This window comes from Candidatus Spongiihabitans sp. (genome assembly GCF_965237845.1).
In the GTDB taxonomy this organism is placed as follows: Bacteria; Pseudomonadota; Gammaproteobacteria; order Arenicellales; family Poriferihabitantaceae; genus Spongiihabitans.
Map to the genome: position 1 here is coordinate 1,209,250 of NZ_OZ250154.1, position 25,606 is coordinate 1,234,855.

Here is a 25,606-nt window from a genome sequence, read left to right on the forward strand (position 1 = left end):
AGTGAGAAATAGCCGACGGTTAAATGCTACCTATAAAACCATGCCCATAAATCGCCATGCCTATAAATAGAAAGCTCCTGGAAATTCTGGTCTGTCCAATCACAAAGTTACCGGTTTTCATTTTGAAAGAACAAAAACTGCAGAAATTAAATAAATTAATATCCGAAAGATCTCTCCAAACTATGGATGGCGAATCTATTTCAGAACCACTGCAGGAAGCGCTGATTACCAGCAATAGAAATATAATTTACCGCATAGAAAACAATATCCCGATTATGCTCGAACACCAGGCTATCGCAACCGACCAAATAGAGGGATGGTAAGTTTAGAAGTGGCCCCAAAATCAGGATAGTGCGATAAGTGTCTTTTTTGTTAAATTGTCATTAGGGTCTGGCGAACTTCAGCCAATATAATGTTAGGCTAAAGCACTATGACGAAAGGGAAAAACAAGTATTATCGCTGCTCGCATATTTCAGAAAACAAATTCAGACAACTGCTGAAATGTTTTGCCCTGGACTTGAATGCTTATGAAACCCATCAACTGACTCATATTTCCCATCGTTCGTGCAAAGGTTATCTACGCAAAATTGCGTCGCCATATAGTAGCGTATTTCATGGCAAGTCATGCGCATGCAGGCATTTTCGAATTAGATGAAAGTTATTTCGGCGCCGGTCGAATTCGTGGTAAGCGCGGGCGTGGAGCAGTCGGCAAACACCGGTCTTTGGGCTTCTCCAAAGAGCAGGGAAAGTTTACGTCGAAATGGTGAATCACTGTTCACGTGAGAGCCTGTTGCCTATCATACAAGGAAACATCCTTGAACGGAGTACGATCCACACCGACGGATGGAAAGCGTATGAGTGGCTCATTTTGAACGGATACGATCACTACTGGGTGTTCCACTCTAAAAATCAATTTGCGCGCGGGAAATGTCGCGTCAATGGCATCGAAAGTTTCTGGTCATTTGCAAAAAGACGGCTAGCCCAATTCAATGGCACGAGAAAACTTTCTATCTGCATCCATAAGAATGTGAATTTAGGTTTAATCATAGAGGGCAAAATCTCTACGAGATTTTGCTTAAAGAGTTAAGAAAAAGACCTCTTAACTAGTCAAGACCCAATACTTAATATCAAGTTTTATTAACAGGTTTTTATTGAAACCAAAGTTAATATGCCTGATTTTATTTTTAGGGTCTTAACTAGTTATGACCCATACTTAATATCAAGCGTGGATTCAACTCGTAAGTGCAACAGTTAACGAAGTCTTGGTATTAAAAAAGACCTAATGGGGAGTGCGAAAGCCCAAAGTCTTTCTTGGGCGGTGGTTAAGTTTATCCCTGGCATGCTTGATTTCGGCGTTGCACACGGTCGTCAGCTCCCGCTGTTTCGGGAAGTATTGGCGAATCAGGCCATTGGTGTTCTCGTTCAGTCCGCGCTGCCACGAGGCATAAGGATGGGCAAAGTATATCCGCGCCTCAAGGTCTCTGGCCATGCTGGCATGGCAACTGAATTCGCGCCCGTTGTCATAGGTGATGGCATGAACCTGGTTGATATGCGGCGCCAGCCCCACCGTGACTGCGTTGCGCACAGCCTCGGCGGTCTTGCGCAGGACTGCGCGGATAATGGTGTGGCGGGACTTGCGCTTGACCAGCGTCACCAAGGCGCTGCGATGGCCTTTGCCGATCATTGTGTCGCCCTCCCAATCGCCGATGCGGCACCGGGCATCGACCATGGCCGGGTGCTCATCGATCGATGTTCGGCCGGGAATGACGCCGCGTCGGTCGGTGGCGCCATAGCGCTTGCGCCGCGACTGCGCCAGCTGGTGAGCCTGCCGGAGCCGGTAGCCCTTCAAGCCCTGATTGCGCCGGAGTCCGCGGCTGATCGTCCCTTTATCGCGGCCCACTATCGCCGCAACCTCGGTTTGGCTATAACCGGTTTGCTTGAAGGCATAAATCTGGTATCGTTCCTCTTGGGTAAGCTGTGTGTATCTCATCGGCGCTCCTCCTGCTTCGTTGGTTCGAGAAAGCCACGATGTTACCGCAGCTTCCCTCTTCCAACACTGTGGAGTGGCACTTGCTAGTTGAATTCAAGGGGTTTTATTAACAGGTTTTTATTGAAAACAAAGTTAATATAGTGTATTAAGGCAATAATGCCTTATACTAATCGTTATAAACTTATGAGGAGAATGAAATGGCTGGAAAGAAAAGTGGTAAATTTGATAGTAGCGGAATTGAAGGTCTGGCAAAAGATAAGCCTGTGGTATACAAAATAGAAAATTCCAAAGGTGAAAATATTTATACTGGAGCGGCAAAACGAGGTAGAGTTGAAGAAAGACTAAAAGAACATTTGCCTGGTGCGCAAGATGCAATTCGTGGAGGAGCAAAGGTAATAATTCAACAAAAAACTAGTATCGCAGAAGCATTGAAAGCAGAAGCTAGAATCATAAAAAACCAACAACCTGCTCAAAACAAAAAAGGAAAATAAGATTCTGGTCAGTTTATAACAAATCATTCCAGCTGACCGCTTACGCGTCGGCTGAATTCAAGCGTTAGGGCTAATTAAGAATTATGCCAATCATGTGTTTCCGAATGATAAAAGAGGAGAATATATGAAAAACAATGTATTAAAGTTGGTACTTATTTTTGCTTTATTGCCGGCCTCTGCCTTTGCAGAACAACTAATATCAAAAAGCGTATTTGTTCAACTTGCTGACCCAATCTCACACCAATTCAAGAAAAATAGGTTTGCATACTTTCCGGCGGGAACAAAATTAATAAAAGGAGAATTGACCGCTGATTATCGAGGTTCTACAAGAGTATTAGTTTATGCAGAAAACGGAATTGAAGCTTATATTAAAGAAGGAATGTACTGGAATAAAGATCAAATTCACAGCTTTATAAAGGAAGGAGGTAACAAATGGGTATTTATCACTCGGCCAAAGGATATCGTCAAAAAAATATCAGATAAGGTCAAGCTTGTAATAGGATTTAGTAGAGGGGAAACATACCCTCTTATAGAGGAGGATGAAGACTCATTTACTATTAAGGTTGGAAAAAATAAATTACCAGAACTTGGTGAAGATGTTAACTATAAGGTTTCAATTCCACGAATCAATTCAAAATTAGTCGACTTATCTAAATCATTAGTTCTAAGAGATGCTGGAATTTTCAAGTTAAGCATCGTAGATGGAATCTCAGGTATAAAGAAACCATGTAATACAAAAACTGCAATTGCATCTAAGTATGGTGGAAAAATATCTGGTGAGGTCGGTTTTAGTCTTAAAAAATTCTGGTTAGAACTCACTGCCAAAGGTGAGGTAAGTGCAGAGACAGAAACAAGTAAGCTAGAAGAATTTGATAAAAATGAAAATGTTTCTAGGGAATACTACACTCGTAGTTTTAACACAGGAATTTATAAGCTAACTAGATACAAATCATGTGGAGCAAAACAAGAATATAAGTACATTTATACAAACAAGGATATTGATGAAATCATAATACATAGAGAGTGGGCAGAAAAATTGGATAAAGACAGTAGAACTGGCCAGGTTCTAGTTACGTGTCCCCAGCAATATTTTGACTACTTCGATGAGTTGAGTGAATGGAATTCTGATCCAGAGGAAATTCCGTTCATTATTTCAAAGACGGCTAAATTTAAATCCTTAACAACCAAGGAGTGTGTAAAGTCCTAACAAAAGCATCCAGCGGACAGTTAAAAGCGGCGTTTCGTTTCGATACACTCTGCTTTTAACTGCCGCTGATGCTAGGCGTTCCCTCGGTGCGAAGCACCGAGGGAACGGTGGAGTTGACCTGAACTGGTCTGCGCTTTTTCTCGGTGCAAAGCACCATCGAACAAAGCGTTCAACCAGACCAATTCTCCAGCATAAAAAGAGGCATGCCTCTGAATATGCTGTTACAATTGGCAGGTCAACTCCACCGTTAAGCCCACGAATAGCCAGTTAAGGAAAACATAATGAGATACAAACACGTCATTGCCGGAAGCTCGGAGAAGTATGAACTTGATAGTGGTGAAGTCACATCTATCCTAGCTTCTGGCAAAGAGATAACAGAGTTTCCATCTTCGATAGTGTGCTCCCAAAAGGAAATGAAGCACCATGGCACTATCATGAGATCAATGATGAAATTTTTTATATCATCTCAGGTGAAATTGAGTTTGGCGTAGATAAAGAAGAATTTGTCGCTAAATCAGGAGATTTAGTGATTGCTGGAGCAAATGTTCAAAGAAGATTCAAAGCTTTGCAAGATAGCAAAGCTCTCGTAATTAATACGCCTTCAGGCCCATCTGAAGGTTTTATCCGGGATATTTCTAAGTTCAGTCAGGATAACCCGCCTACAGAATCAGATCGGAAAAGTTTCGTAGATAAGTACAAAATACATATACTGTAGCTAACATAATTGACGAGGCTTAACAAAACGGTGCACCGGCCTCGCTTCGCGCGCCGATGACCCCAGTGTTATACCTTAAAAACAAACAATATGCAGGAGCCTGAATTTTGAGCAGTGATAAAAAGTATGTAGCCATTTTTCTGGAACCAATAGAAAAGTCAAGGTTATACAAGCCAAAATTCGGTAATGCCTCAAAGGCTGATGGTTACACTTTGTCGCAATTCCATGAGCTTTATGGAGCTGATCCATTTTATTCATGGATTGGCTTAAATTCTGATCTGATGTATGCAACCCACAAAGCGGCAGGAGGAATGACATCCGTATATCGTCAAATTGGCATTGGTTGTGAGAGATTATTAAGGGAAATTATTTTCGATAAAACTGGGTATAAAGATCGAGAACTAGCTACTTGGTCATATACAACCAAAACAAAAGCAGGAAAAAAGAAGACACTTTCACTTGATGGTCGCTTGGAAGTTTCTGAAATAAGGAACAAGCAAATAAAGCAGTCGGTAGAAAATTGGGTCATTGCTTATTGCAAGAACCTAAATGAAGTAAGCCCTCCTAAAAATGGCATTGTTTTTGAAGTCAGGCAAGGATATAAAAGCAAAGATAGTAAGCGTCAAAATGCGGATATTGATAATGCTACTGTTGCTTGGGCTAATGGCTATATGCCTGTCTTTGCCATTTTTTCATCTCAAATAGATTTTGATATTGTACTCAGATACCAGAACAATAGATGTGGTATTTTGACAGGCATAAATAATGACGATCCAAATCTATCTCTATTTGCTTTTTGTAAGGTTGTTCTAGGATATAATCTTGCGGGTTTTTTTGAAAGAAATAGCATTGAAATAAAAAAATGTGTTGAACCAGTAGTTTCGTCTTTGTTGAGTGCTGAATGATGGATGCAATAGTCTCTCAGCGTTCAGACTATACTTTTAAGTATAATCGTAAACTTGGTCGTCACGGGTGGCTACGGCTAACGCCCGCATATTCTGTAAAGTTAGTTAAAGAGCTGCTTGAAGGTGATACTAAATCAAAACTTATTCTTGATCCATTCTCTGGTACGGCAACGACTGGATTGGTCTCAGCAGAATTTGGCAAACAATCAATTCTATATGAAATAAATCCTTTCTTAATTTGGTTTGGCAATGCAAAATGCGCACAATATTCAAATTCAGATATTAAAAAGGCATCTTTAGCCGCAAAAAATGCGGTACATAACCTTTCATCAAATGCTGTACTCGATTTTTGGGTTCCAAATATCCATAATATTGAGCGTTGGTGGTGCGGTTCTACTCTCCCAATAATTGCTGCACTAAGAAATGAAATTGTGACGCTATGTGGCGAGCCAGGGCACGATGCTTTTTCAAACTTAGTATGGGTAGGATTTTGCCGGCTTATAATCGAAACATCTTCTGCAGCGTTTAATCATGTTTCAATGTCATTTCAGGATGGTGTGACGACATTTGATATTGAGGAGGTTTCTAGTTTGTTTCTCTATATTATAGATGCAATCCTTGAGTCTGCTTCTGATAATCCGGTTGGAAAAGCAAAGGTTTTGCATTTTGACTCTCGTAATGAAAGGACATCCAAAAGACTTTATGAACATGTTGTAACTTCACCGCCATATCCAAATCGTATTAGTTACATAAGAGAACTTCGTCCATATATGTATTGGACAAAATTCTTAACTGAAACGAGGCAAGCGGGTGATTTAGACTGGGAAGCAATAGGAGGGACATGGGGAGTAGCAACAAGTCGATTAAATGATTGGAAACCTACGGCACATAACTTGCCTGAATCACTGATGGAAACAGCTTTAGCAATCCAAAAATCAGATGGAAAAAATGCATTTCTCATGGCTCAATATGTCTTAAAGTATTTTAACGACATGTTTTTGCACTTTGAAAGTTTGAAGAAGCAACTAAAAAAAGGCGCAAGAATTAATTATATTGTCGGAAATTCTACATTTTTCGGAATTCCTGTTCACACCGAAAAACTCTATGGGGATATTTTGCACAGCCTTGGATACAGGAATATAGAAACCCGAGTAGTTAGAAAAAGAAATAGTAAAAAAGAATTGTTTGAATTTGATGTGTTTGCAGAATTTGATGGTTAGCTACGGTATAACGCCTTCAGGGGAAATCTAAAACAAACAAAAGCGGACAATCCACGTGTTATAAATCCGGACAGTTTTATTTACTTCTAACACTGACTTGGGCGACTAACTTAGTCATCCTCATAACTGCGCCATCTTTATAATTGCATGGGCAATCGATACAACATTACCAGGCCCACTGCAACCAGAAGTCCGGCTAGCGATTTTTTCAAAATTTCAACAGGTAGCAAGTGCGATGCTTTTGCACCCAGCAATGCACCCCCGCCAAGAACCAGTGCCAGGGTCAAACCGAGTTTAATATCCACTTCGGCATAAACAAGATTGCCCAACGTCGCCATCACAGAGATCGGAACCTGTATCGCCTGGGAAAGTCCGATAGCAGTCAGAATAGGCAGCTTGCGCCAGATCAGAATCGGAACCAGCAGCAACGGCCCGCCGGTTCCGGTCAGGGCCGATCCAATCCCTGTAATCAATCCAATCGTAACCAATGCCGCAGTGCTTGAACACCGATTGGTTTCAGACCCGCTGTCATCATTACCAGGGTCATCATTACGCCAGGCATAAATACCCGAGGTCAATATCAAAATTGCAATACCCAATTCCAGCACGATAGCGGAAAAATAAGGTAGCAGGAAAGCGCCGATATAGGCTCCCGGCAAAGCGCCTGCACAAACTTTGATCGCCAACGGCCAATTGATTGTTCCATGCCGAGCGTAAATGAATGCCCCAACCAAACCGGTAACGATATAACTAAACATGCAGGCCGGAATAGCCACATGCAACGGGATGCCGCCCAGGTATTTAAGCGCGGGCACCAGCAGTAAGCCACCAATACCAACGCCGCCTATTAAAATGCCGACCACCAAGACGATGAATGTCAACACCGGGGACAACAACATTTTTAGCGTTTTTTATAGAAGCGGGCCGTTTATAAATCGGCGATTTCGTGCAAATCCAAAGGGGAGTTGCCGGGTTCCTAAAACTAATTCCTTTTTCTTGCGCTGACCGTTCTGAGTAATTTTTTATAGCGTTTGGTTTTTAATCGGGTTTGAGCGAATTCCATTTGTTTTACCTGGCATCCAATGGCATCAGCAGATTTCGGTTTGCGTTTGATATAGCCGCCATCGGATTGCATTTCCCAACTATCCATTGCATCGTCGAGCAACGTGTTAAAAATCAGTCTTAATTCAATTTTTAATGATTCCTTATCAATCGGCGTGATCACTTCCACACGGCTTTCAAGATTTCTTTTCATTAAATCAGCCGAGCCAACTAAATACTCTTCTTTCCCAGCATTGAAAAAATAGAATATTCTGCTGTGTTCAAGGAATCTGCCAACGATGCTTATAACGGAAATATTGTCCGACAATCCCGCAACGCCTGGACGTAATCGGCAGGTGTCTCGAATAATCAAATCAATTTTAACGCCGGCCATGGAAGCCTGATAAAGCGCCTTTACAATGTCCTTGTCTTCAAGCGCATTTGATTTAATCTGAATCAGGCCCTTATGGCCGTTTTTCATATTTGCCGCTTCCCGATAGATGCGATCCATCAACTCCTTCTTCATTTGTTTTGGTGCAACCAGGATGTGCTGGAAATTGCGCTTTCTGGAATGGCCGGTGGTCAGATAATTGAATAACTCGGTCACATCATGGCCAATTTCTTCATCACAAGTCAACAAACCGAGATCGGTGTATTGCGTTGCGGTGCCGCCGTGATAGTTGCCGGTGCCAATATGAACGTAGCGTCTTAGCTTGCTGTAATCCTGTCGCACTACCATAAGGACTTTGCAGTGGGTTTTTAAGCCAATCACGCCGTAGGTGACATGGATGCCTGCTTGCTCCATGCTTTCTGCCCATTTTATATTGGCCGCTTCATCAAATTTAGCCTTGATTTCCACCACAACGGCAACTTGCTTACCATTTTTTGCGGCTTGCACCAGCAAATCAACCACGCGGGTTTCCTTGTCGGTGCGGTACAAGGACATTTTAACCGCCCGGACTTTGTCGTCATTGGCAGCCTCTTCAAGAAATCTTACTACCGAACTTGTGAAAGATTCATATGGATGTTGCAGCAGCATCGATCCTGCTTCACGCAGTAAATAAAAAATGTTGCGCTGAGTGTCCTGAAGTCTATGGTGATTGGTAGGGTGATGTGGTGGGTAATGCAAACCGGCAATAGGCAGGTTTATTAGTTCAAACAAATCTCGTTGCGCCATCAGATTTGGGGTTTCAAACACATCGGTGTTAGCGTCTAATCCCAACTGATCCACAATCATTCGTTTTTTTTCCTGCTCCATTCCGGGGTTGACCACAAGCCTGACAATCGGGGCGATTCGTCGGTCGCGCAATTCCAACTCAATCATTGACAGCAAATCATTGGTGCCGGATTCCTGACGCTCGGCGCCGGCGTTTCGGGTAACGAAAAAATAATCGTAATCAATTTGCTTTTCGCCGGGAAATAGTAAATCCAGGTTTTGGGCGATGATCTGCTCTAGTGGAACAAAGTGGTGGGTATCGCCGATTCGGACAAACCGGGAAACGCCTGCACCAACCGGCGCCTTCACCCTTGCCAGGGCGGTCTCTTCGCCAATGCCAGGTTGTAGCGTGACTAATATATTCAGGGACAGGTTGGAAATAAACGGAAACGGATGCGCCGGATCAAATATTTGCGGCGTTACCAGCGGGAAAATGTTTTCCAGATAATGCAGCCGCAGAAAATCCTGCTGCTTTTGATCCAAAGCATCGTAGTCCAGAATTCGGATATCGTAGGTTTCCAGTTCTTTTAACAATGTCGGCAGTGATTGATCGCGGATATGTTCAATGGCATTGACCCGCTCCGCGCATTCCTGTAATTGTTGTTCCGGTGTTCGGCCATCAACGGTTAATTCAGTTATATTGGCGGCCAGCAAAAGTTTGAGACCGCCGACTCGTTTCATAAAAAATTCATCGATATTTGATGCGAATATCGCAAAAAATTTGAGTCGTTCCAGTAACGGATTAGCCTCATCGGTCGCTTCGTGCAAAACCCGGCGATTGAATTCCAGCCAGGTGAGTTCACGATTGAGATACAATTCTGGCTCATCAAGGTCCTTTGCAAGGTCATTTTCAAGGTCAATATCCGGATTAAGCGCCAGAGGGATTTTCTCCGATTCTTTCGAGGATTCCAGTGTGTTCAGTTTGACTACCTGGTTTATATTGATTTTGCTGAGGTTGGTCATAGCAGGTCGGTTATAAGTATAAACTTTGGATAATTGTGAATATTGTTGCGAATTTAAATGGGATTATACATTTTTTATTGAAATCAAAGTCATATTGAGCGATAGTAACGCTAATTCAATCTTGAGGCCATGCTTTCTAACACGTCGATTTTCTAAATGAGCGAGCACCCCCCCAACTTATCCTTTAACCCAAATTCCAATGCAACAGTTGCTGCACACTCTGAATCAGTACTGGCAGTCCGTGGTCGAGTTCTTTGCGTTCGACGCTGCCATGCTGTCCGAGCCGAACATGATTTTTCGGTTAGGGATGCAGCTGTGCCTGTTGGTTTGCTCGGCATTCTTTTCAAGTTCTGAAACGGCGCTTTTCTCTCTCTCCCGATTAGATCTTCAGCAGCTTCGGCGCGAGCAAAATCCCCGCTCTGAGACCATCCACGAATTGCTTGATCAACCGCGGCGGTTGATCATTTCTATATTGACCGGCAATGAATTAGTCAATATTGCCGCGACCGCGAATATGGCATCGATTTTAATCTCGCTGTATGAGCCTGACAAAGCAGTGATCATGAATCTGTTGGTTATGGTGCCTCTGTTTCTGCTTATGGGGGAAGTCACGCCGAAAACCATCGCGGTATCAAATCCGATTCGATACAGCACCCGAATCGTTGCCGAACCGCTGGCGCTTTGGATAAAACTGATTGCGCCAATTCGCTGGGCGATTCGTGGAATTGCAGACCGGGTCACCACACTGTTGGTAGGCGAAATTAAAACCGCAGATAATATTTTACAGGTTGATGAATTTCTGACCTTGGTTGAACAGGTATCCGAAGATGGCGGATTGGATGCGACCGAACGCGCGCTGATTTATAACTTGTTGGAGGCCAATGAAACAGAAATTGTAGAGGTGATGACGCCGAGAACACAAATGGCATTCCTGAATGTGGAAATGAGCGTCCCGGAAATGATTGAAAAATTTATTTCCTATCGTCACCCGCGGGTTCCGGTTTTTAAGACCCATCGGGACAATCTGGTTGGATTTGTGCATGCGGAAGATATATTGCGCATAGTACTTGATGATGCGGATCAATCCGAGCTGCTGCCGCAAGATATCATGCATCCACCCGTGGTCGTGCCGTTGACCAAAAAAGTTGATGAAATGTTTGATTTTTTCCAGTTGAACAAGGTTCGCGCCGCGGCCTGCCTGAATGAATTTGGCGGCGTCGAAGGTTTTATCACCATGCGCGGCGTGTTGAGTTTTATTTTTGGCGATATTAGCGGCGGCTCCAAAGCGACCGCGGGATTTTATGAGGAAAAGGATTGCAACATCTACGAAGTGCCCGGCGATATGAAGTTAAATGACTTTAACAACCTAACCAATTTCGGCATTGAAGATCCGAGGATGACGACCATCGCCGGGTATGCATTTCGCTTGCTTGATCGGTTGCCACGGGAGGGGGATCAGGTGGGAAGCGAAGATATTTTAATTCGGATTCTGGAAATGGATGATCACCGGATTTCCCGGGTGCGGGTGGCCAAAGGTGTGGACCAGGAAGATTTTGATCGTGCTGAGGGTGTTGTCAAAGCGCAACAAGAACTTGACCCAAGAGCGGAAGACCGGGAAGGCATTAATGATATTTCAGAAGACATTGATGAATCCATGGAAGTTGAAGCCGAGGAGCGGGCTGACGATATTCGGACTGGCGATATAGTGGAGAAAGCATCATGACGATACTCGCGCTCAGCGCCTTAATCATCGTGTTGCTGTTGCTCAAGGGTTTTTTCTCTGGTTCGGAAATAGCGTTGGTCAACTCCGACAAAGTGAAACTGACCGCCAGGGCCAATCAAGGCAATAACGGGGCCAAAGCGGTATTGAAATTATTCAAGACGCCGGATGTGATGTTAGGCACCACGCTGGTTGGCACCAATATCGCTACGGTGGCGTTAACCACACTGATTACCGTTTTGTTTATTGAACTTTTCGGGGCGCGAGGGGATTTATATGCGGTTTTGGTTTTTACCCCGGTGTTGTTGATTTTGGGAGAAATTGTGCCAAAAAGTATTTTCCAGCAAAAATCCGACCAACTGGCGCCGATTGCCATCTACCCGCTAAAAGTATTTGCATTTGTGTTCTATCCAGCGATATTTGTTTTTTCGAGTATCGCTCGGTTGCTTGCGCGGCTGTTGGGCGGCGGCAAGGTCGAACAAAATTTATTCACGACTCGTGAGCAAATTCGCTCAGTGGCGGAAATGGCGGAAAGAACCTCTTCGATTGACGCATTTGATCGCGGCCGCATTCGTCGGGTGATACGATTTGGCGATACCACTGTGGGTGAAGCCATGATCCCCATTGCAGAAGTTACCGCAATAAATCATAACAGCGGCATATTGCGCGCCATCGCCACAGTTCGGCAAAAAGGTTATAACCGCTTGCCGGTGTACCGGGGTAATATCAGCAATATCGTTGGTATTGCCACGTTGACCACTTGGGATATGATGGAAAAATCAACCGCAGACAAAAAACTGGATGAGGTCATGCAGCCGGCGCAGTACGTTCTGCAATTTCAGACCATCGATCAACTGCTGCCTATATTACGGCAGCGAGAAGATCATATGGCCGTAGTGGTTGATGAGTATGGGTCAGCCATTGGCATAATAACGATGGAAGATATCGTCGAGGAAGTGGTCGGTGATATTGATGTGGGCTACGATTTTGAGGAGTATTTGCCTCGAAGAAAGAAAATTTTTGAAACCATTGACGATGATACCTGGCTGGTGGATTCACGATTATCTGTTTCCGAAATCAATGATCTGTTGGAAATCAACTTAAATACCAAAATCTGTTACACGATTGGCGGGTTAATAATGATGCAGCTCGGCCACATTCCAGAGCGAGGCGAAGATATGATGGAGCAGGGCTACCGATTTATCGTTGAACAACGCACCGATAAGGCCATCGTTAAGATAAAAGTGGAAAAGATTTGACCGGTCAAGTATTTCCCATTCCGAAAATAACATATCACAATGTACGAACAAGAGCTAAAATTAACCGCCGCAAATGCCGAGGTCTTAACAGCGGTGCTCAACTCAGACACTATACAACGATATTCACTCACGCCCACGCCTCAGCCGCAACGATTCCTGGCTAATTATTACGATACTAAAGATAGGACGCTCGAAAAAGATCAGTGCTCTCTGCGCGCTAGACGCGAAGGGAGGAAATTTCGCGCGGCGTTTAAGTTGCCTGGCCGCATCACCGATGGAATGTCTCAACGTCAGGAATATGAATGCGACATCGATGGCTGGTTGAAAAATGCCGGCGAGCTCCCGGATGGTGAATTGAAATCGCTGGTTCTCAATCACATCGAGGAAATCGAAAAACTGTTGACCATAGTTACTGTGGACATGCAAAGACAAATCGTCAACCTCGAAGTTGATGGCACGAAAATTGAATTAGTTACGGATCAAGGATCAATTAAGGGGAATGATCGGGAAGTGGAAATATGCGAAGTTGAGTTGGAGTTTAAGTCTGGAGAAATCAATATAATCAAAGAAATAGGAGATAATTTGAAAGCAAAATATGAATTAAATCCGTCTCTTTCAACCAAACATAAAATTGGCCTTGAGCTATGGAAAAGCCGATAGCATCGTCCCTGGGTTATTGCCATAAGCGCGGATTGGTTAATGGCGCCAGGTTAATTGCATCACCAAACCATGATCAGCGTCCTGATAACACTGAAATTGATGTGTTGGTAATCCACGCCATCAGTCTGCCGCCGCAATGCTATGGCAATCAGTATGTCGAAGACTTATTTACCGGTCGGCTGGATGCCAATGCCGATCCTTATTTTATGGATCTCGCGGGTCAAAAGGTGTCGTCGCATTTTTATATTAAACGCAGTGGCGAAATTATCCAGTTTGTGGCCACGCATCGCCGCGCATGGCATGCCGGGAAATCCATCTTCAATGGGCGCCAACGGGTCAACGACTTTTCCATCGGCGTCGAACTGGAGGGGTGTGACCAGCATGAATTTGAAAACCCGCAATATGCCGTTTTGGGGGAACTTACGTTGTGTCTGCAAACGGTTTATCCATTGATTACCCCAGAAAACATTGTTGGACATGATGCTATCTCACCGCACCGGAAAACCGATCCTGGTCCCTGTTTTGATTGGAGTCGGTATTTTAATTCGATATAATTTTACGACAACGGGTATATGTTTGTTTGAGTTTATGTCTGTAATGGTGCAGCTTGCGGAGAGCGGAGCCGAGCAATGCGCATTTTTGTCCGTTTTTAACGCCGCATCGCCGCAGTCGTTTTGCCACACCCTCTAACCACAAGGGCATTTATCCTTGACCTGAGGTTGGGCATTTTCCAATTATACGCAAATGGCATATCGCTTATCTCGGAGGCAAACAATTATCGACAACCGCAAAACTTTTCTTGAATTGGCTTTAATCAAGTGGCTTTAATCAAGGCGGAATAAAATCATGCGCAAGACAGGGCGAGAAATTTTCAGCGTCATCGGGTCAAATCCCGCTTAAATCCCTTGACTAATCAGCCCTCGTGTTTTTAAATGCGTCGCTTCCCTCCACTTGTATGGCCAGGTAGCTCAGTCGGTAGAGCAGGGGACTGAAAATCCCCGTGTCGGCAGTTCGATTCTGTCCCTGGCCACCATTCGCTATCCTCCCAAGCGCGGTTTCAGGATTTGCTGTTTGAAGGCTAAAAAACCAGGGTTATCCATCTTTCCGCGCAACACGGGAATACATCGATATTTCCGATGGAAGTGAAACGGGAAACCGGCGCCCCAAGGCGGGTAGCCGAGCTAGAGCAGCCGAGTCAGTGCAATCTACCCCTTGCCGCGCCAGGGGATGGAGCGGCGGATTACCCAGCGCATAACCAGGTCAAATATCAGGCCAAGCAAGCCCAACAGCAAGATGGTCATCCAGATGATTTCGTAGTCGGATTGCTTGCGGGCGACGTTTTCGACGAAGCCGATGCCGGTCGTGCCGGCCAGCATTTCCGCCGCCACCAGCGTACCCCAGCAAACCCCGATGGCTATGCGGATTCCGGTCAAAATTTCAGGCAGGGAGTTGGGCAAGATAACCTTCCAGATGATTTGTTTTTTGCTGGCGCCGAGCGAGTGCGCCGCGTGTATTTTTGAGAGCTGGGTGCCGGTGGCGCCAGTGCGCGCGGAAATCACCATGATGGCAAAGGCCACCATAAACAACAGGAATATTTTGCCGTCGTCCTGAATGCCAAATATGGTTAGAACAAGTGGCGCCCAGGCGAGTGGCGGAATCGGTCGATAAAGTTCGATCAGGGGGTCAAAATAACCTTTGGCAAAACGCGAAAGCCCCATGAACAATCCTAACGGCACGCCCAAGATAATCCCGAAGAATAAACCGGACAATACCCGCATAATGGAATCCCATATATGCCCGGACGGGATTGGCAGCGAGGGTGAGCTGTAATTGCCGGTAACAAAGTTATACACCGCTCCTTTGAAATTGCTCGAAATTTCCCCTGCATTATCATGGCGGGGATACTGTCCCGGAATCAGGTCGGCTATCCAGTCGGGCAGCAAAAAACCAAGCATTTCCGAGACTGGCTTCATTTTGTACCACAGCAATGGAATGCCCTTGTAGCCAACCTCCGGATTTGCCATATGCACGAAAGTTCGAAGCGTATCCGAAGGTTTTGGCAACCATCGTCCAGAGCCTTGTTCAGAGCAAGCCTGATTGCCGGCCAAGATTTCGCCGCCCGGCATGGCCAGCGCGTTTATGTAGCGCAGGCCACCTTGCAGACGTTTCTGTTGTTTGTCCAGCGTAATCAACGCCTGCTCGACAATTTGCGTCATCTGTGGAGGAAATATCCTGCCATCGTCAATGCGTTTGAAAATTTTGTCAATTTGTTTCAGCAATTGCTTGCGTTGCGCGACCACAGCCGCACCGTTATCGCCGCCGCCGTCAACGATCTGGAAGTTTTTGTAGCGCGCCCTGATTGCGTCGAGCATGGCCGTGATCGCCGGGCCATCGTTGCGGATGGCGATGTAATCATCGGAAATTTCAGCTATGACCAGACTTGCGGCATCAAATATGCGGCCACGATCTGTGCGCGGCAGGGGCGGCAACTCCACACTGGTTTCGCCCCAATCGGGTTGTGCCTGTGCTTCAGCGTACTCAGCTTCATCCACCGATCCCGGGTACCCGTCCGCGCCCATTTCATCAGCCAACTGGTAGATGCGTGCGGCAATATCACGAAAGCGTCCGGTTATCGTCGGTTCGGTGATTTCAGGGTCTGCCTGAGCCGCCAGTGCACCGCGCATTTCAGAAATAATGGCTTGTAATGCGGCTCTGTCAGCGTCATTAAAATCAGTTTCCCCCAACCGTTTTTCCAGCAACGTGATTTGCGCGTAATCGCGCTGCAGTAGTTTGGTGCCGCTTAACAACCGGCCGTCGAGCGGAAAAGAAGAGCGGATCGGGTTGACCGCGCGGTTTAGTTTTGCCACCTGGCACAATTCATTCCCGGCCAAGGGAAAATAGGAACGCGCCGCGTCCCAGGAAAAATAAAACCAGATGATGAGGATGGTCGAGATGCCGGCGATAATCCAGTGCCATCCGCCCAAGGCGCGGCTCGGATTGCCGAAAACCGCGTCGGTTTTTTCGGTGCGGATGAGTTTTCGGCCGTATATAACCGACCCCGCCAGCATGGCGATCAGGGCGATGAACAGCGCCCCGACTATCATCACACGGTCTCGGCCTTGCCCATAATCTCTTCCTCCATATCCCAGATCATGGTCAAAATTTCTTCGCGGGTTTCGACGAACTCCTGGCTGTTTTTGATTTCACGCGGATCTTCGGTAAGCCCTTTCTCGGCAAACGGCAGTTGGTATTCTTTATGCAGCCGCCCGGGCCGTGGCGCCATGACAAACAGCCGCTCACCCAGCAACAAGGCTTCTTCCACCGAGTGCGTGATGATCATGATGGTTTTGCCGGTTTCCTTCCAGATTTTCAGCACCAGCGCCTGCATTTTCTCGCGGGTCAGCGCATCCAGCGCGCCCAGCGGCTCGTCCATCAGAATCAGATCGGGATCGTTAATCAAGCACCGCGCCAGCGCGACGCGCTGCTGCATGCCGCCGGAGAGTTGATAGGTCGGGGTGCCGCCAAACCCGCGCAGGCCGACGATGTCCAGCCATTCCTCGACTCTTTCCGCGGTTTCCGCTTTGTCCGCGTGTTTCATGCGCAAGCCGAAGTCAACGTTTTCGGCTACGGTCAACCACTCAAACAGGGCGCCTTGCTGAAACACCATGCCGCGGTCCACGCCCGGGCCGTTTATTTCGTGGTCGCCGAGGGTGCATTCCCCGCCGGTGGGTCGCAGGAAGCCGGCGACAATGTTCAGCAAGGTGGTTTTTCCGCAGCCCGAAGGCCCGAGCACTGCCAGCAACTCGCCCCGCTTGAGAGTGAAACTGACATCCTTCAAGGCGTGAACTCCCTCGCCGGACGACATGGCGAACACCATGTTGACTTTATCGGCGACTAGATCGCTCATATGGCTTTTTCGGTTCGACCAATTTCTTCAGCGATAATAAACATGATGCGACAATAAATCATGGCATCGTGAAACAAGTCGTCGCGAAGTATGGCGGGCTGTTCACTTTTGTGAAACAGCCCGGCCTTTGCGTTTTGCCGCGTTACTTCAGCGTTACTTCAAAAAAGAAGTGTCGATCACAGCGCTGTAATCCGCAAGCGCGGGTGCCTCCGCAGTGGCAAAAGTTTGTCCGACAAAGTTGATGGCCGCCTCCACCGGTCCGCCCTTGCTGAAATAATTACTCAACTGCTCCTGGTTGGACGGAAAGACGAAAGTGCTGATCAGGTCGCGCGCCAACGGCAGTTTCATGCCGGCATCTTTGGCGATGATTTCCATATCGGACTTGCCGGCGTTGTATCGAGTGTTGGCCTCGTCGGTCACTTGCAGGAAGGTGCGAAGTTGCTCCGGGTTTTCCTGGGCGAATTTCTCGGTCACCGAAACCACATCAAAACTGACGATGCCCGCGGCTTGCTTGCTCTTCTCGGACATGATCGGCGTGCCGACTTCTCTGGCCTTGGCTGCGGAATTGCCGCCGAAGATGCAGGCCATGACGACGTTGCCGTCGGTCAGCGACACCGCGCCGTCTTCCGGCGCCTGATCGATCACTTTAATTTTGGAGACATCCACGCCTAACGTTTTCATCATCACGCGGAAACTGTAGTCGGCCATGGTGTTCAACGGGACTGCCACTGACTGGCCTTCGAGTTCGTTGGCGTTGCTTGCGTCAATGCTGGCGTCGTTGCGCACGAAGCAGTCGTTGGCCGGATAGGCCACCGCGAGGGCAACCATTTTGATGGGCGCGCTTGCGTTGACGCCATTAACGAAAGGCGCGAGGCCCTGGCTGTAGGAAATATCAATATCGCCGGCCAGCATGGCTTCGGTCATCGCTGTGCCAGCGTCGAAGTTGGTCCAGTTGACCTTCGTTCCGAGGGCATCGTCATATACTTTCTTGACTTTGTCCTCTTGGTTTGGTGTCGCCCATTCGAGGAAAAAGGCGACATTAACATCGGCCATTGCCGAGGATGCCATTGTTATCGCGACCGCCGCCGCAGCAACGCAACTGGCAAGTTTTTCTATAGATTTCATTGTGATTACTTCATTTAGGTTGTTGGAAAGAATAGACAGGAAAATAAATCAGTATAACCGATTTTGTGTTCCATTCCGCTGAATTGTAGCCCATTGCCTGCTCATGCGCAATTTATTGTGAGACCTTTGCATAATTCAAAATACTATCGGAAGTGGGACTTTAGTCCCGCCATCGGCAATCATCTTGCGCGGCTAAAGCCGCACTTCCGGTAATTATGCAAAGGTCTCACTTGTATCGGAAGTGGGACTTTAGTCCCGCCATCGGCAATCGTCTTGCGCGGATAAAGAGAAACTGATAGATGTAAAACAATGGGGCGGCGCGCAGTGGAGCAGCATGGAAAACGCATTTTATGGCGCCGAAAATATGCGGATGAGCGCAACGGATGCGCCAGATCTTTCTGCTGTTGGCACTATGCGTAGCATGTTCCGTGCCACCGCCGCCTTTAACCAGGACATCGGCGGCTGGGATGTGAGCAATGTGAGGGATATGGAGTCCATGTTCTTTAGCGCCGCCGCCTTTAACCAGGACATCGGCGGCTGGGATGTGGGCAATGTGAGGAATATGGGGTTCATGTTCTTTACCACCGACGCTTTTAACCAGGACATTGGCGACTGGGATGTGGGCAATGTGACGAATATGGCAGCCATGTTCGCCGCCGCCGCCGCCTTTAACCAGGACATCGGCCGCTGGACGGTGGACAGTGTGACGAATATGGCAGACATGTTCAATGGCGCCGCCGCCTTTAACCAGGACATCGGCAGCTGGACGGTGAACAGTGTGACGAATATGGCATTCATGTTTCGTGGCGCCGCCGCCTTTAACGGCAACATCGGCCGCTGGGATGTTGGCGATGTGGAGTATATGGGATACATGTTCAATGGCGCCGCCGCCTTTAACCAGGACATCAGCCGCTGGGATGTGGGCAATGTGACGAATATGGACAACATGTTCAATGGCGCCGACGCCTTTAGCCAAAACCTCGGTCGCTGGTATATTGCTGGAACTCCAAACCCTGGCTATGACGGCGCTACTGATTTTGTCGTGCTCAGGCTCGCTGCGCAAAGTGCTTTGTTAGACGATCAAGCCCCGGTCTATGCACTGGTTGCAGGAGACGGGGATAGCGATAATAATGAATTCACCTTAACCGGCGCTGCATTAAGCGCTAATACCGGTGTCGCGGACGGCAGCTATAAAGTGCGCATTGGCGCAAGCGGTGTGCTCTTCGGCGCCGCTAACGCGGTAATGGTGGATGTCACCGTCGGTGATGCTGCGGCCTTGAGCGGCTTGATGCTATCCGCCGGCGCCCTGTCCCCGGCCTTTGCCTCAGACACCATTAGCTATACCGCCAGCGTCGCCAATGCGGTGACAAGCATCACCATCACGCCGACGCTCAATGCTGTCAACGCCAGCGTCACGGTGAATGGCGCGGCCGTCGTCAGCGGCGAGGCCAGCGGGGCCATCAGTCTGGCGGTGGGCGAGACTGAAATTCAGGTCGTGGTCACCGCCGAAGATACCACGACGAAGCGGACCTACACCCTGGTCATCACCCGTGCTGTTGATACGACTGTCTTTGTCACCACCTGGCGCGCAACGGCTAACGACACCACCATCCTCTTCCCCGGCGGAGGTAGGTACACCATTGACTGGGGGGACGGCAGCGCGATTGCCTCCGCCACTGACGATGTCGGCCATACCTACGCCGCCGCCGGCGACTACGACATCACAGTCTCAAGCGCGATTGTCCGCTTTAGCCTAAAGTATAGCGCGGATAGAGGGAAATTAATAGATATAAAACAATGGGGCGACGCGCAGTGGAATACCATGGAAAACGCATTTCATGGCGCCGCAAATATGCGGATGAGCGCAACGGATGCGCCGAATCTTTCTGCTGTTCGCACTATGCGTAGCATGTTCTATGGCGCCGCCGCCTTCAACCAGGATATCGGCGGCTGGGATGTTGGCAATGTGACGGATATGGCAGGCATGTTCTCTAGAGCCGCCGCCTTCAACGGCGACATCGGCGGCTGGGATGTAAGTAATGTGACGAATATGCGTTTCATGTTCTATGACGCCAGCGCCTTCAACCAGGACATCAGCGGCTGGAATGTGGGCAATGTGACGAATATAAGCTACATGTTCTCTAGAGCCGCCGCCTTCAACGGCAACATCGGCGGCTGGGATGTAAGTAATGCGAAGGATATGAGCTACATGTTTGATGGCGCCGCCTTTAACCAGGACATCGGCGGCTGGAATGTTGGTAATGTGACGAATATGGATAGGATGTTCAATGACGCCGCCGCCTTTAACCAGGGCATCGGCGGCTGGGATGTGGGCAATGTGACGGATATGGATAACATGTTCAATGGCGCCGCCGCCTTTAACCAGGACATCGGCGACTGGGATGTGGGCGATGTGACGAATATGGGAGGCATGTTCCGAGATGCCCACGTCTTTAACCAGGACATCGGCGGCTGGGATGTGGGCAATGTGACGGATATGGATAACATGTTCTATCGCGCCGCCGCCTTTAACCAGGACATCGGCGGCTGGGATATGGGCGATGTGACGAATATGGAAGGCATGTTCAATGGCGCCGCCGCCTTTAGCCAAAACCTCGGTCGCTGGTATATTGCTGGAACTCCAAACCTTAGCTATGACGGCATTACTAATCTTGTCGTGCTCAGGCTCGCTGCGCAGAACAGCGTTTTAACCGGCCAAGGCCCGGTGTATGCACTGGCTGCAGGAGACGGGGATAGCGATAATAATGAATTCGACCTAATAACCGCCGCAACCGGTGCCGCATTAAGCGCTAAAGCCGGCACCGCAGCCGGCGACTACAGTGTTCGCATTGGCGCAAGCGGTGTGCTCTTCGGCGCCGCTAACGCGGCAGTGATGGATGTCGCCGTCGGTGCCACCGATGCGGCCTTGAGCGGCTTGGCGCTGTCCGCCGGCGCCCTGTCCCCGGCCTTCGCTAGCGGCGCCTTGACGTACGCCGCCAGCGTCGCCAATGCGGTGGAGAGCATCACGGTCACGCCGACGCTCAATGACGCCAACGCCAGCGTCACGGTGAATGGCGCGGCCGTCGTCAGCGGCGAGGCCAGCGGGGCCATCAGTCTGGCGGTGGGCGGGACTGAAATTCAGGTCGTGGTCACCGCCGAAGATGCCAAGACGGAGCGGACCTACACCGTCGCCGTCACCCGCGCTGTTGATACGACTGCCTTTATCACCACCTGGCGCGCCACGGCGAACGATGTCATCACCTTCCCCGGCGAAGGCGCCTACGCCATTGACTGGGGGGACGGCAGCGCGATTGAAACCGCCACCGGCGCGGTCAACCATACCTACGCCGCCGCTGGCGCCTACGACATCGCAGCCTCAAGCGCCATTACCCGCTTTCACTTAAATAATGGCGCGGATAAAGAGAAACTGATAGATATAAAACAATGGGGCGGCGCGCAGTGGAGCAGCATGGAAGGCGCATTTCATGGCGCCGAAAATATGCGGATGAGCGCGACGGATGCGCCAAATCTTTCTGCTGTTCGCACTATGCGTGGCATGTTCCAATATGCCTTCGTCTTTAACGGCGCCATCGGCGGCTGGGATGTGAGCAATGTGAAGAATATGAAAAGCATGTTCTTTGAAGCCTTCGTCTTCAACCAGGACATCGGCGGCTGGGATGTTGGCAATGTGACGAATATGTTCGACATGTTCTTTGAAGCCTACGTCTTCAACCAGGACATCGGCGGCTGGAATGTGAGCAATGTGAGGAATATGGGAAGCATGTTCACGTATGCCGAGGCCTTTAACCAGGACATCGGCGGCTGGGATGTGGGCAATGTGACGAATATGGCAGCCATGTTCTTTAGCGCCCTCGCCTTTAACGGCGACATCAGCGGCTGGGATGTTGGCAATGTGACGAATATGTTCGACATGTTCTTTGAAGCCTACGTCTTCAACCAGGACATCGGCGGCTGGAATGTGAGCAATGTGAGGAATATGGGAAGCATGTTCTCGTATGCCTTGGCCTTTAACCAGGACATCGGCGGCTGGAATGTGGGCAATGTGAGGAGTATGGAAGACATGTTCTTTAAAGCCTACGTCTTCAACCAGGACATCGGAACCTGGGATGTGGGTAAGGTGACGAATATGGACAGCATGTTCAATGACGCGGCCGCCTTTGACCAGGACATCGGTGGCTGGGATGTTGGCAATGTGAAGAATATGATAGGCATGTTCAATGGCGCCGCCGCCTTTAACCAGGACATCGGCGGCTGGGATGTGGGCAATGTGCAGTATATGGATAGGATGTTCAATGGCGCGGCCGCCTTTAGCCAAAACCTCGGTCGCTGGTATATTGCTGGAACTCCAAACCCTGACTATGATGGCGCTACTGATTTTGTCGTGTTCAGGTTCGCTGCGCAGAACAGCGTTTTAACCGGCCAAGGCCCGGTCTATGCACTGGCTGCAGGAGACGGGGGTGACGATAATGACAAATTCACCCTAACCGGCGCAGCATTAAGCGCCAATACCGGCGTTGCAGACGGCAGCTATAAAGTGCGCATTGGCGCAAGCGATGTGCTTTTCGGCGACGATAACGCGATAATGGTGGATGTCACCGTCGGTGCTGCCGATGCGGCCTTGAGCGGCTTGGCGCTGTCCGCCGGCGTCTTGTCTCCGTCCTTTGTCTCATACACCATTGGCTACACCGCCCGCGTCGCCAATGCGGTGACAAGCATCACGGTAACGCCGACGCTCAATGACGCCAACGCCCGCGTCACGGTGGCTGGCGCGGCCGTCGCCAGCGGCGCGGCCAGCGGGGCCATCAGTCTGGCGGTGGGCGAGACTGAAATTCAGGTCGTGGTAACAGCTGCGGACGCCACGACGGTGCGGACCTACACCCTGGCCGTCGCCCGCGCTGTTGATACGACTGCCTTTATCACCACCTGGCGCACAACAACGGCGAACGACGCCATCACCTTCCCCGGCGTGGGCGCCTACACCATCGACTGGGGGGACGGCAGCGCGATTGACACCGCCACTGGCGCTGTCAACCATACCTACGCCGCCGTCGGCGATTACGACATCGCAGCCTCAAGCGCCATTACCCGCTTTAACTTAAATCATGGCGAGGATAGAGAGAAACTGATAGATATAAAACAATGGGGCGGCGCGCGGTGGAACAGCATGGGGAGTGCATTTTATGGTGCCGAAAATATGCGGATGAGCGCGGCGGATGCGCCGGATCTTTCCGTTGTTGGCGCTATGTCTGACATGTTCCGAGATGCCTCCGCCTTTAACGGCGACATCAGCGGCTGGGATGTGGGCAATGTGGCGGATATGGCAGGCATGTTCGGCGGCGCCGCCGCCTTTAACGGCGACATCGGCGGCTGGGATGTGGGCAAGGTAATTGACATGATTGACATGTTCAATGGCGCCGCCGCCGTTAGCCAAAACCTCGGTCGCTGGTATATTGTTGGAACTCCAAAACCTGGCTATGACGGCGCTGATAATCTTGTCGCGCTCAATCTCGCTGCGCAGAACAGCGTTTTAACCGGCCAAGGCCCGGTGTATGCACTGGCTGCAGGAGCAGGGGATGACGATAATGATAAATTCACCCTAACCGGCGCAGCATTAAGCGCTAAAGCCGGCACCGCAGCCGGCGATTACAGTGTTCGCATTGGCGCAAGCGATGTGGACTTCGGCGCCGCTAACGCCAGAGCGATAACCGTGGCAGTGCCAGCATCCAGCGTTGCTAGCTTGAGCGCCTTGACCTTGTCCGCCGACGCCCTAACCCCGGTCTTCGACAGTGCCACACTGACCTACACCGCCCGCGTCGCCAATGCGGTGGATAGCATCACGGTAACGCCGACGCTCAATGACGCCAACGCCAGCGTCACGGCGGATGACGCGGGCGTCGTCAGCGGCGAGGCCAGCGGGGCCATCAGTCTGGCGGTGGGCGAGACTGAAATTCAGGTCGTGGTCACCGCCGAAGATGCCGAGACGGAGCGAACCTACACTGTTACGGTCACCCGTGTTGCCGCTGACGCTGCCGATGATGCGTCCTTGAGCGGCTTGGCGCTGTCCGCCGGCGTTCTGGATCCGGCTTTTGCCTCAGACGCCATTAGCTACACCGCCCGCGTCGCCAATGCGGTGGATAGCATCACGGTAACGCCGACGCTCAATGACGCCAACGCCAGCGTCACGGTGGATGGCGAGGCCGTCGCCAGCGGCGAGGCCAGCGGGGCCATCAGTCTGGCGGTGGGCGAGACTGAAATTCAGGTCGTGGTCACCGCCGAAGATGCCGAGACGGAGCGAACCTACACTGTTACGGTCACCCGTGTTGCCGCTGACGCTGCCGATGATGCGTCCTTGCGCGGTTTGGCGCTGTCCGCCGGCGTTCTGGATCCTGCCTTCGCCTCAGATGCCACTATCTACACCGCTAACGTCGCCAATGCGGTGGATAGCATCACGGTCACGCCGACGCTCAATGACGCCAACGCCAGCGTCACGGCGGATGGCGCGGCCGTCGCCAGCGGCGCGGCCAGCGGGGCCATCAGTCTGGCGGTGGGCGAGACTGAAATTCAGGTCGTGGTCACCGCCGAAGATGCCGAGACGACGCAGACCTACACTGTTACGGTCACCCGTGTTGCCGCTGACGCTGATGCGTCCTTGAGCGGCTTGACCTTGTCCGCCGGCGCCCTAACCCCGGCCTTCGCCTCAGACGCCATTAGCTACACCGCCAACGTCGCCAATGCGGTGGACAGCATCACGGTCACGCCGACGCTCAATGACGCCAACGCCAGCGTCACGGTGGCTGGCGCGACCGTCGTCAGCGGCGCGGCCAGCGGCGCCATCAGTCTGGCGGTGGGCGAGACTGAAATCAAGGTTGTGGTAACAGCTGCGGACGCCACGACGACGCAGACCTACACCGTCGCCGTGGCCCGCGCTGTTGATACGACTGCCTTTATCACCACCTGGCGCGCCACGGCGAACGATGCCATCACCTTCCCCGGCGAAGGCGCCTACACCATTGACTGGGGGACGGCAGCGCGATTGAAACCGCCACCGGCGCGGTCAACCATACCTACGCCGCCGCCGGCGACTACGACATCACCGCCTCAAACACCATTACCCGCTTTAACTTCACTTTTGGCGATGATAGAAAGAAACTGATAGATATAAAACA

General features: G+C 49.7%; 17 protein-coding genes, 1 tRNA gene and 1 pseudogene. 13 read left to right on the top strand and 6 right to left on the bottom strand.

Annotated features, from left to right (window positions below; translation table 11 throughout):
* The first annotated feature begins 56 nt into the window (after window positions 1-56).
* Complete coding sequence (locus tag ACPXXB_RS05845) at window positions 57-323, top strand: Trm112 family protein (RefSeq protein ID WP_423910480.1); 267 nt, start codon at window positions 57-59, stop codon at window positions 321-323.
* 107 nt (window positions 324-430) lie between these two features.
* Window positions 431-1,107 (top strand): annotated as a pseudogene (locus ACPXXB_RS05850) (IS1595 family transposase).
* Window positions 1,108-1,279: 172 nt separating this feature from the next.
* On the opposite strand, the gene ACPXXB_RS05855 reads toward ACPXXB_RS05850, so the two are convergent.
* Window positions 1,280-1,990 carry an IS30 family transposase gene (locus ACPXXB_RS05855; protein WP_423910483.1) on the bottom strand — a complete coding sequence of 237 codons (711 nt, stop codon included), beginning with the start codon at window positions 1,988-1,990 and terminating at the stop codon, window positions 1,280-1,282.
* A 197-nt stretch (window positions 1,991-2,187) separates the two neighbouring features.
* Between ACPXXB_RS05855 and ACPXXB_RS05860 the strand changes: the two genes are divergently transcribed.
* The 5 genes from ACPXXB_RS05860 to ACPXXB_RS05880 all read left to right on the top strand — a co-directional run bounded on the left by ACPXXB_RS05860 (window position 2,188) and on the right by ACPXXB_RS05880 (window position 6,528).
* Complete coding sequence (locus ACPXXB_RS05860; RefSeq protein WP_423910486.1) at window positions 2,188-2,481, top strand: GIY-YIG nuclease family protein; 294 nt, start codon at window positions 2,188-2,190, stop codon at window positions 2,479-2,481.
* A gap of 124 nt (window positions 2,482-2,605) precedes the next feature.
* Entirely contained in the window at window positions 2,606-3,688 is a 1,083-nt protein-coding gene (locus tag ACPXXB_RS05865) for a hypothetical protein (protein WP_423910489.1), read from the top strand.
* Between the two features lie 397 nt (window positions 3,689-4,085).
* The gene (locus tag ACPXXB_RS05870; protein ID WP_423910492.1) at window positions 4,086-4,403 is read left to right on the top strand and encodes a cupin domain-containing protein; all 318 of its coding nucleotides are present in this window, start codon (window positions 4,086-4,088) and stop codon (window positions 4,401-4,403) included.
* 107 nt (window positions 4,404-4,510) lie between these two features.
* Window positions 4,511-5,308: a hypothetical protein gene (locus tag ACPXXB_RS05875; RefSeq protein WP_423910494.1), complete on the top strand. Its 798-nt coding sequence runs from the start codon at window positions 4,511-4,513 to the stop codon at window positions 5,306-5,308.
* Window positions 5,305-6,528: a DNA methyltransferase gene (locus ACPXXB_RS05880; RefSeq protein WP_423910497.1), complete on the top strand. Its 1,224-nt coding sequence runs from the start codon at window positions 5,305-5,307 to the stop codon at window positions 6,526-6,528. The genes ACPXXB_RS05875 and ACPXXB_RS05880 overlap by 4 nt, the downstream gene beginning before the upstream one ends.
* Window positions 6,529-6,665: 137 nt before the next feature.
* On the opposite strand, the gene ACPXXB_RS05885 is transcribed toward ACPXXB_RS05880, so the two are convergent.
* Window positions 6,666-7,427 (bottom strand): sulfite exporter TauE/SafE family protein, encoded by a 762-nt coding sequence (locus ACPXXB_RS05885; protein ID WP_423910499.1) that lies wholly within the window; start codon window positions 7,425-7,427, stop codon window positions 6,666-6,668.
* A gap of 83 nt (window positions 7,428-7,510) precedes the next feature.
* On the bottom strand, window positions 7,511-9,748 hold the full coding sequence (gene ppk1, locus ACPXXB_RS05890; RefSeq protein ID WP_423910502.1) for a polyphosphate kinase 1: 2,238 nt from the start codon (window positions 9,746-9,748) through the stop codon (window positions 7,511-7,513).
* 199 nt (window positions 9,749-9,947) lie between these two features.
* Between ppk1 and ACPXXB_RS05895 the strand changes: the two genes are divergently transcribed.
* The 5 genes from ACPXXB_RS05895 (at window position 9,948) to ACPXXB_RS05915 (ending at window position 14,420) form a co-directional block, all read left to right on the top strand.
* On the top strand, window positions 9,948-11,471 hold the full coding sequence (locus tag ACPXXB_RS05895) for a hemolysin family protein (RefSeq protein ID WP_423910505.1): 1,524 nt from the start codon (window positions 9,948-9,950) through the stop codon (window positions 11,469-11,471).
* Complete coding sequence (locus tag ACPXXB_RS05900; protein WP_423910508.1) at window positions 11,468-12,727, top strand: hemolysin family protein; 1,260 nt, start codon at window positions 11,468-11,470, stop codon at window positions 12,725-12,727. The genes ACPXXB_RS05895 and ACPXXB_RS05900 overlap by 4 nt, the downstream gene beginning before the upstream one ends.
* 39 nt (window positions 12,728-12,766) lie before the next feature.
* The gene (locus ACPXXB_RS05905; protein ID WP_423910511.1) at window positions 12,767-13,387 is read left to right on the top strand and encodes a CYTH domain-containing protein; all 621 of its coding nucleotides are present in this window, start codon (window positions 12,767-12,769) and stop codon (window positions 13,385-13,387) included.
* Complete coding sequence (gene ampD, locus ACPXXB_RS05910; RefSeq protein ID WP_423910514.1) at window positions 13,372-13,941, top strand: 1,6-anhydro-N-acetylmuramyl-L-alanine amidase AmpD; 570 nt, start codon at window positions 13,372-13,374, stop codon at window positions 13,939-13,941. Before ACPXXB_RS05905 ends, ampD begins: the two co-directional genes overlap by 16 nt.
* 403 nt (window positions 13,942-14,344) lie before the next feature.
* Window positions 14,345-14,420: transfer RNA gene (locus ACPXXB_RS05915), tRNA-Phe, on the top strand.
* A 172-nt stretch (window positions 14,421-14,592) separates the two neighbouring features.
* On the opposite strand, the gene ACPXXB_RS05920 is transcribed toward ACPXXB_RS05915, so the two are convergent.
* The 3 genes from ACPXXB_RS05920 to ACPXXB_RS05930 form a co-directional block, all read right to left on the bottom strand.
* On the bottom strand, window positions 14,593-16,491 hold the full coding sequence (locus tag ACPXXB_RS05920; RefSeq protein WP_423910516.1) for an ABC transporter permease: 1,899 nt from the start codon (window positions 16,489-16,491) through the stop codon (window positions 14,593-14,595).
* Window positions 16,491-17,294, bottom strand: coding sequence for an ABC transporter ATP-binding protein (locus tag ACPXXB_RS05925; RefSeq protein WP_423910518.1), 804 nt, complete (start codon window positions 17,292-17,294; stop codon window positions 16,491-16,493). Before ACPXXB_RS05925 ends, ACPXXB_RS05920 begins: the two co-directional genes overlap by 1 nt.
* Before the next feature lie 153 nt (window positions 17,295-17,447).
* Window positions 17,448-18,419, bottom strand: a complete 972-nt coding sequence (locus ACPXXB_RS05930) for an ABC transporter substrate-binding protein (protein ID WP_423910521.1) — start codon at window positions 18,417-18,419, stop codon at window positions 17,448-17,450.
* A 334-nt stretch (window positions 18,420-18,753) separates the two neighbouring features.
* Between ACPXXB_RS05930 and ACPXXB_RS05935 the strand changes: the two genes are divergently transcribed.
* Window positions 18,754-25,593: a BspA family leucine-rich repeat surface protein gene (locus ACPXXB_RS05935; protein WP_423910524.1), complete on the top strand. Its 6,840-nt coding sequence runs from the start codon at window positions 18,754-18,756 to the stop codon at window positions 25,591-25,593.
* The last annotated feature ends 13 nt before the right edge of the window (window positions 25,594-25,606 follow it).

What these genes read in the sequence shown, in the direction of transcription:
- ACPXXB_RS05900 (WP_423910508.1), top strand. Translation starts at nt 11,468, where the DNA reads ATGACGATACTCGCGCTCAGCGCCTTAATCATCGTGTTGCTGTTGCTC.
- ACPXXB_RS05860 (WP_423910486.1), top strand. Translation starts at nt 2,188, where the DNA reads ATGGCTGGAAAGAAAAGTGGTAAATTTGATAGTAGCGGAATTGAAGGT.
- ampD (WP_423910514.1), top strand. Translation starts at nt 13,372, where the DNA reads ATGGAAAAGCCGATAGCATCGTCCCTGGGTTATTGCCATAAGCGCGGA.
- ACPXXB_RS05925 (WP_423910518.1), bottom strand. Translation starts at nt 17,294, where the DNA reads ATGAGCGATCTAGTCGCCGATAAAGTCAACATGGTGTTCGCCATGTCG.
- ACPXXB_RS05880 (WP_423910497.1), top strand. Translation starts at nt 5,305, where the DNA reads ATGATGGATGCAATAGTCTCTCAGCGTTCAGACTATACTTTTAAGTAT.
- ACPXXB_RS05930 (WP_423910521.1), bottom strand. Translation starts at nt 18,419, where the DNA reads ATGAAATCTATAGAAAAACTTGCCAGTTGCGTTGCTGCGGCGGCGGTC.
- ACPXXB_RS05935 (WP_423910524.1), top strand. Translation starts at nt 18,754, where the DNA reads ATGGAAAACGCATTTTATGGCGCCGAAAATATGCGGATGAGCGCAACG.
- ACPXXB_RS05855 (WP_423910483.1), bottom strand. Translation starts at nt 1,990, where the DNA reads ATGAGATACACACAGCTTACCCAAGAGGAACGATACCAGATTTATGCC.
- ACPXXB_RS05920 (WP_423910516.1), bottom strand. Translation starts at nt 16,491, where the DNA reads ATGATAGTCGGGGCGCTGTTCATCGCCCTGATCGCCATGCTGGCGGGG.
- ACPXXB_RS05865 (WP_423910489.1), top strand. Translation starts at nt 2,606, where the DNA reads ATGAAAAACAATGTATTAAAGTTGGTACTTATTTTTGCTTTATTGCCG.
- ppk1 (WP_423910502.1), bottom strand. Translation starts at nt 9,748, where the DNA reads ATGACCAACCTCAGCAAAATCAATATAAACCAGGTAGTCAAACTGAAC.
- ACPXXB_RS05845 (WP_423910480.1), top strand. Translation starts at nt 57, where the DNA reads ATGCCTATAAATAGAAAGCTCCTGGAAATTCTGGTCTGTCCAATCACA.
- ACPXXB_RS05905 (WP_423910511.1), top strand. Translation starts at nt 12,767, where the DNA reads ATGTACGAACAAGAGCTAAAATTAACCGCCGCAAATGCCGAGGTCTTA.
- ACPXXB_RS05885 (WP_423910499.1), bottom strand. Translation starts at nt 7,427, where the DNA reads ATGTTGTTGTCCCCGGTGTTGACATTCATCGTCTTGGTGGTCGGCATT.
- ACPXXB_RS05895 (WP_423910505.1), top strand. Translation starts at nt 9,948, where the DNA reads ATGCAACAGTTGCTGCACACTCTGAATCAGTACTGGCAGTCCGTGGTC.